Raw genomic sequence first — 6,396 nt, 5'->3', positions numbered from 1 at the left:
GTGGGAGGGCGGCGCTTTGCAACGGGGGAGGCTGACTGGGTGGCGTCCGTGTCAGGCGAGTCCGACTCGTCATGGCTGACAGTTCCGCCCGCGCTTTGAGCATCCGACTGGGCCACGGATTGGGCCACGGACTGGCCAGTGTCACCGGGCGGTACGGGGCGGAGCCACCACACTAAGAGTCCGCCTACCACGACGAAAACACCGATCATGATGCCTGCGATTATTTTCCCGCGCCGATCACTCATCACACACCTATTTCGTTGCAAACGGCCTGCCCACCTGACTCATCAAATCAGCCCCGTACAGCGGGACCTCACGCAGCGTCAAACCAGGAGCAGGAGCCTCAATCATTTTCCCATCACCTATATACATCGCCACGTGATACACACCCATCTCGTTATTCTTCCAAAATAACAAGTCACCCGGCTGCGCCTGAGAACGCGGAAACTTTTTCGACCACGCGTACTGCTGGGCCGCCGTGCGAGGCAACTGAATACCCGCCTTCGCGTACACGTACATCATCAACCCCGAACAATCAAACGAATCCGGCCCCGATGCAGCCCACACATACGGCTTACCCAAATGACGACGAGCCTCCGCAATCACACCCTTCGCATCCGCTGACACAGGGCCACACGCCCCACTACCAGAGGTCACCCCCGCCACCATCTGCCTGGCCGCAGCGTAATACTTCCTGTAGTTACTCCCATCAGAAAACGCCGACCGCTGAACAGCCTGCGCCACCACCCACGGGTCCAGACTGTACCGCGACGTCGGTGTCCCGTTCACACGCTTCGACGACTCATACACGTACAACTTCGGGTCCGTCAGAGAATTCAAAAACAGGTTCGTCGCCTTTGTTGGGTCCATCCGGTCAGCCTCAGGCCCCCATCCCGAACGCTGCTGAAACAACCCACGCGAATCCGGACCGGCAGCATCGCCATGCCCAATGTTTTTCAGTGACGACTCCGCCATCGCCACCATCACGGCAATAATCGCGTCTTCCGTTTTCAACCCGCGCTTCATCGTCGCCTCAATAATCGCCTTCGCGTTTTTCACCTGGTCAGCAGACGTGAACGAACCCGCACCCTTGACATCACCCGACAACGTGAAACACATGTCCGTCGACGAGTCCCCGTCAGCAATGGCACCCGCATACGCTGAATCCGAATTCGTAGCTGACAGTGCTGCGCCCACCATCAACGGCACAGACAACGTGGACAACGGGCCGATCAGCGACAACACCACGCCACCCACCAGCAGACCTTTTATCACTTTCGACCCGGCTTTCGACGAGGCAACCTTCTCCACCGCCTTACCGGCAGCCTTCGACCCTGTGTACGCCGACACGGCCACACCCGCAGCCTTCGACGCGGCAGCCGCACCCTTATCCAAGGTGGACGGCCCTTTCTGCCTGGGCGCACCAGGATTCGGATCGCCAGCAGGCACACTCGGCTTCATGTCTTCGCTCATCACGCCCCCTCATGGTTGCGGCCAACACGCAACACACTCAACACCACGCGCCTTCGAAAACGTCTGCTACACTCACAATCAGTAGATCCCCGGTCAAGCCTCTAGCCCTCATGGGCAACGCGCACATGACCGGGGCCTTTCAGTCAAGCCCGTCAGGCAGCATCCCCAGCATGAAGCTCACGATGCCACTGCCGGGGATGACCGAGAGCATGACCCGTATGGAACTGGCCGCACAGCGAACACTTGAACGCGCGGATCGCGCCCGACGGGTCCAGCCTGCGCGCCTCACGCCTGGCAGCACCACGAGACGCCCAACAGCATTTACCCGACGGGCAGTCCGCATTCCAAAACGGCTGATCGCTCACGCGGCGCGGATGATGCAAAAACCGCGACATCACGACCGCCTCCACTGATACACCATTTCGCCAAACTCACGGTCAAACGACGAGCGGCACAGCAGCGGCAACAACACGGACGCGTCCACCTGAACATCCAGCGCAGCCTCACCCACAGGGTCACCACCACGCAGAACCGACTCCACGCGCGGCACACTCTCGCCATCCGGCCACACGAAATTCACAGCATCAGCGCCGCACACCTCATGCGCGTGCTCGCCAATCACACGTATCACCTCATAGGACACGACACGCTCGGCATGGTCAATACGATCCTGGAGCACTTCAGCTTCGCGACGCATCCGCGCAAGAGTGGACAGGCCCTCAACGACGTTATCAGTGGGAATCAACATGGGAGAAAAACCTTCCTTGGAGTTACCCCGCCGCAAGAATATGACGACGGGCAGCCACCAGCGCGTCACACACCAGGTCACACGTGCGCACCGTTTCCTCCAGGGCTTGCCTCGCCTGGGCTGACGAAAACGGGGAAATAGCGGACAAGGCTTGTGCGCGCACACGTTCCTGGGATGCGATCTCACGGGCCACGTACGCCAAAGCCCGATCACGCGAATTATTTTTGGCAGCCATGTTCAATCTTGTGGGACGGACAGCCAGCCCGTGTCACCGGATAGTGCGGAACACCCCGCCTTCAGGCGTGGGGAGGAATCAAGACTCGAACAAACGCGAAATACCGGAAAAAACACGCCTCGACGCCGACAGGTTCGACCAGCGGGAACCACACGACGAACACCATGCGGCAGTGGGATCCATGTCCAGCGCACGCTCCCCGCACCTGGGGCACTCACCATCCCAGCCGGGCGCCTCCACCACGCGAGCGTCCCTGTCCAGCTGGAGGTTCGCCTCTTGAATGCGGCCACGTTCCCGCTCGGCCACCCAGTCGCCAAACAGCTGCCCCACCGCCATGAGAGTACGCCGGTCGGAGGGCAGCGCCTCACACATTTCACACGCCCGCCAGTAATAGTCAGCCATGCGGGAGACGGCCTCACTGTTCGATGGCTGCTCATACCGCCACGACGTCGCGTAGGCACCCACTTTGACCCCCGCCTGGCGAGAAGCAAAGCCGATGAGTGTGACGACCTTGTGGGCGAACTCATCACTGATCTCACCGATCGGCTCGCTTTGTACTTTCGCGATCGCGATCCTGGCAATCTGCACGTCATCTAGCGACCCGAATGTCAGACGCGCCTGCTGGCAATACGCCTCGAACGCGCCGTCATAATCGTCGCCAAACGCACCCAGGTCGAGCTCTGCTTTTGAAGCGTCCAGATCAACGGGGGAGTGGGGCTTAGAGTCGAACTGTCCACCCTGAGGTGAACCGGCGGGTTTGCGTGGTTGAAAAGAACTCATGATCAACCTAGTTGCGGCTAGATGAGATTGCCTGGGGTGACTAACTTAAAAGTCGGGCGAGGAAGCACCTGAGCGGGTGATGGGGCGACGGTCGGTGGTCAACGGCGCAGGCAGTCCGTGGTGGGTGTGGGTTGAGCTCCAGCGCGCCAAAACACCACGGCGAAAAGTCTTGCGGCTGGGATAAAACGCTTGGACTGGGTGATGCGAAAGTTGGTCGGGCTGTGTGATCGTGCGCCAGTTTTTAATCGATACCATCGTGCGGGCATGAAAAAGGGCGGCTCACCACTCATTTTTACGAGTGTTAAACCGCCACTTTTCGCTTGTATCCCGCTGAAAACTGGAAGTTCACCAGTATATCAGTGGGAAGTGTGGAGAGAACCCAACGTTACGCGCCGCTGCGTTGAACAAGATCCAGTATATCAGTGGGAAGTGTAGAGAGAACCCAACAAGTCTTTCGGCTGAGGCAAAACGCTTGCCAGTATATCAGTGGGAAGTGTAGAGAGAGCCCAACCGAGCGTTCACGGTTTTCCTTTGTACGTCGAAATAAAGCTCTGGTCATCGGCGTCATCCTTGTAAGCGGAGCGTCAACGGCCAGAGCAACTAGTAAACAGTTTATATCTACTCTTAGTTAAGATCAACCGCGCGGACATGAAAAAGGCGGCTCAACACTCACTTTTACGAGCGTTAAACCGCCACTTTTCGCTTGTATCCCGCCGAAAATCGGACGTTCACCAGTATATCAGTGGGAAGTGTAGAGAGAACCCAACCAGCGCGAAATCACGTGGGACGACTTGGCCAGTATATCAGTGGGAAGTGTAGAGAGAACCCAACCAGCCCTCGAACGTCACCCGCCCCCACCACCAGTATATCAGTGGGAAGTGTAGAGAGAACCCAACAAGTCATGGATATGCTCAGAGAACCAGTATATCAGTGGGAAGTGTAGAGAGAACCCAACCTAGTCTTTAACAATGACGTCCGGCAAGCCCTTCAAGAACGCGGTGTTCTCCTCACCCAAAGCGCACCCCGCGAACGTCACCCGCCCCCACTCGTTGTCTGCCAGGTCGACACCCGTGAAGTCGCACTCCTCGAAAGTGGTGTCGCCCTGGACATGATTCCCCTTGAACGTAGCGTCCGTGAAATCCACACCCTCAAACGTGCAACGCTTTATTGAGCAGTCGGCGATCTCAGCACCAACGGCAGTGGTGTTAATGAACTCGGAACTCTTCATTTCAGCGTTCGTGATCAGGACATGATCCATACACGAATCGTATGCGCAGGTGCCTTCCCACTGCGTGCTATCCATGTTCGCGTACCCCAGGTTGGTGAGCGTCAGACGAGCCTGGGTCAGGTCGACGTACGTCATGTCCGTGTTCGTCATGTCCGTGTTCGTCACGCGCGTGTACCCCAGATCTGCACGGTGCAGGCGCGAGGCGTTCAAATCACTGTCAGAGATGTGAGCCGCCGTGAAGTCGGTCCCCTCAAAGTTCGACTCGCTGAGAACAGTGTTCGAGATGTCGGCCTTACGCATGTACGACTGGGCGGCATCAACAGTCAGGTGGCTTGACCAGATGGAAAGACGATCCATGTTGGCCCCGTACATGGTGGCGTCCCCCGTGCAGTCGGTGATGAGCCCATACGTCATGTCAGCATTGTCAAAGCGAGTTCCGTCCAGGGTGCAGCATGTGGCATAAAGCCTGTTCAGGTTCGCATAGTCAAAAATCGTGTCAGTGAGCGTGCAGTCTTTCATTGACAGGTCTTCCGCGTGGCGCTTGTAAAAATTCCCGCCATCCAGGTGCGCCCCCACTACAACTGCGTCGACCAGCTTGTCGGGTATGACTGTGGCCTTCGAATCGAGGGCCGCGTCCGTAACAGCGTGGGGTTTGGAATCGAACTGTCCGCCCTGGGGGCTACCGGCAGGCTTGCGAGGCTGGAATGAGTTGGTCATGGAACTACCAGTTGCGGCTGGAACAAAACGCTCGGGTTGACCAGCATGAAAGTGGGGCAAGCTTCATCCTGTGTCACCACTCTGGTGCAGGTCACCAGCAAACCGGCACCGGAAGCCAGTCCATGACCGCCGCGCTTGAGAGTGGAGCATCCCAGCAGGCTAGGGCGAAAAGTCCCTGCGGCTAAAGCGAACACGGTTGGGTTGACCAGCATGAAAGTGGAGCGAGCTTCACCCCCCCGTGTCATCACCTTGGTGCAGGTCACCAGCAGACCGGCACCGGAAGCCAATCCACAACCGCCGCGCTTGAGAGTGGAGTGTTCCAGCAGGCCAGGGCGAAAAGTTTTGCGGCTGAGGCGAACACGCTCGGGTTGACCGGCACGAAAGTGGAGCGAGCCAGAACCCGAGTAGGCGATAAGGCGAAGGTCGCTGGCTGGCGGCACTCGCAGTCAGTCCATGACCGCCGCGCTTGAGAGTGGAGCGTCCCAGCAGGCCAGGGCGAAAGTCCCTGCGGCCATGGTTGTACGCTCGGGTTGACCGGCACGAAAGTGGAGCGAGCTTCAACCCCGATCTGGTATCCAAGGCTCTGGTATTGCGGTGCTGGAAGGCAGCCACGGGCGGGTGCCAGGTGGTACCAGGTGCTCAAGGCTCCCGTGGAGCGACAAGGAATGTATAGCAACCAGCCTGCGACTGGCGTGAGCGTCGCCTAATCATCGTCCAGCTCGGCAGTCCACGTGGGGCAGGGCAGATGGACGCCCGCATACGCCTTGGTGAGAACATCCTGCAAGCTCGTACCGCACGCCTGTGCCACCAGTTCCAGATGCATTGGAGGAATCGGGGTAGCGCCTGCCATGTACCCACGCACCAGGTGAGCGTCAAGGCCACACGCCGACGCAATGTCCCGATCCGACAACCCCCAGTACGTGGCACTACGACGAAGAAGAAAGGCAACACGATTCACTAATTCATTCATGTTTTTCCTTGTGGGACGAAAAGTAATTCCACGCGCACCAAAATAAAAATAAACTCACTTTCACGTGGCAATTTATTGAATGAAATGGGCGACGTGAAAAAGGGCATAAAAAAGCACACCCATGGCATAGAACGCACACAGATGTGGACACACGTCAGGCTTTTGAACCGCGAACCTGAAAGCGAATGGAATTTTCAAGCCCACCGCCCCGTTCCCACAGCCCCAGGTCGCAAGCCTGGCTGCCG

7 protein-coding genes are annotated in these 6,396 nt (G+C 58.2%); all 7 read right to left on the bottom strand.

From position 1 onward, the window contains the following. Nucleotides 1-245, bottom strand: a 245-nt coding sequence (locus tag AC1EJZ_RS11135) for a hypothetical protein (protein ID WP_480294996.1), incomplete at its 3' end; no start/stop codon positions are given. 7 nt (nt 246-252) lie between these two features. Beyond that, complete coding sequence (locus AC1EJZ_RS11130) at nt 253-1,473, bottom strand: NlpC/P60 family protein (RefSeq protein WP_480294994.1); 1,221 nt, start codon at nt 1,471-1,473, stop codon at nt 253-255. Between the two features lie 394 nt (nt 1,474-1,867). Beyond that, nucleotides 1,868-2,221: a hypothetical protein gene (locus tag AC1EJZ_RS11125; RefSeq protein ID WP_480294993.1), complete on the bottom strand. Its 354-nt coding sequence runs from the start codon at nt 2,219-2,221 to the stop codon at nt 1,868-1,870. A gap of 22 nt (nt 2,222-2,243) precedes the next feature. Further along, nucleotides 2,244-2,456, bottom strand: coding sequence for a hypothetical protein (locus tag AC1EJZ_RS11120; protein ID WP_070726744.1), 213 nt, complete (start codon nt 2,454-2,456; stop codon nt 2,244-2,246). Between the two features lie 78 nt (nt 2,457-2,534). Continuing rightward, nucleotides 2,535-3,236 (bottom strand): hypothetical protein, encoded by a 702-nt coding sequence (locus tag AC1EJZ_RS11115; protein ID WP_480294991.1) that lies wholly within the window; start codon nt 3,234-3,236, stop codon nt 2,535-2,537. Nucleotides 3,237-4,191: 955 nt separating this feature from the next. Then, a complete protein-coding gene (locus AC1EJZ_RS11110; protein WP_480294990.1) occupies nt 4,192-5,181 on the bottom strand; it encodes a pentapeptide repeat-containing protein in 990 nt (329 codons plus the stop codon). Nucleotides 5,182-5,884: 703 nt separating this feature from the next. Continuing rightward, nucleotides 5,885-6,151, bottom strand: a complete 267-nt coding sequence (locus AC1EJZ_RS11105; protein WP_480294988.1) for a hypothetical protein — start codon at nt 6,149-6,151, stop codon at nt 5,885-5,887. Between the last annotated feature and the right edge of the window lie 245 nt (nt 6,152-6,396).

It is taken from the genome of Pauljensenia sp. C0170B5 (assembly GCF_056590195.1).
This window is presented reverse-complemented; position numbering and strand designations above follow the sequence as displayed.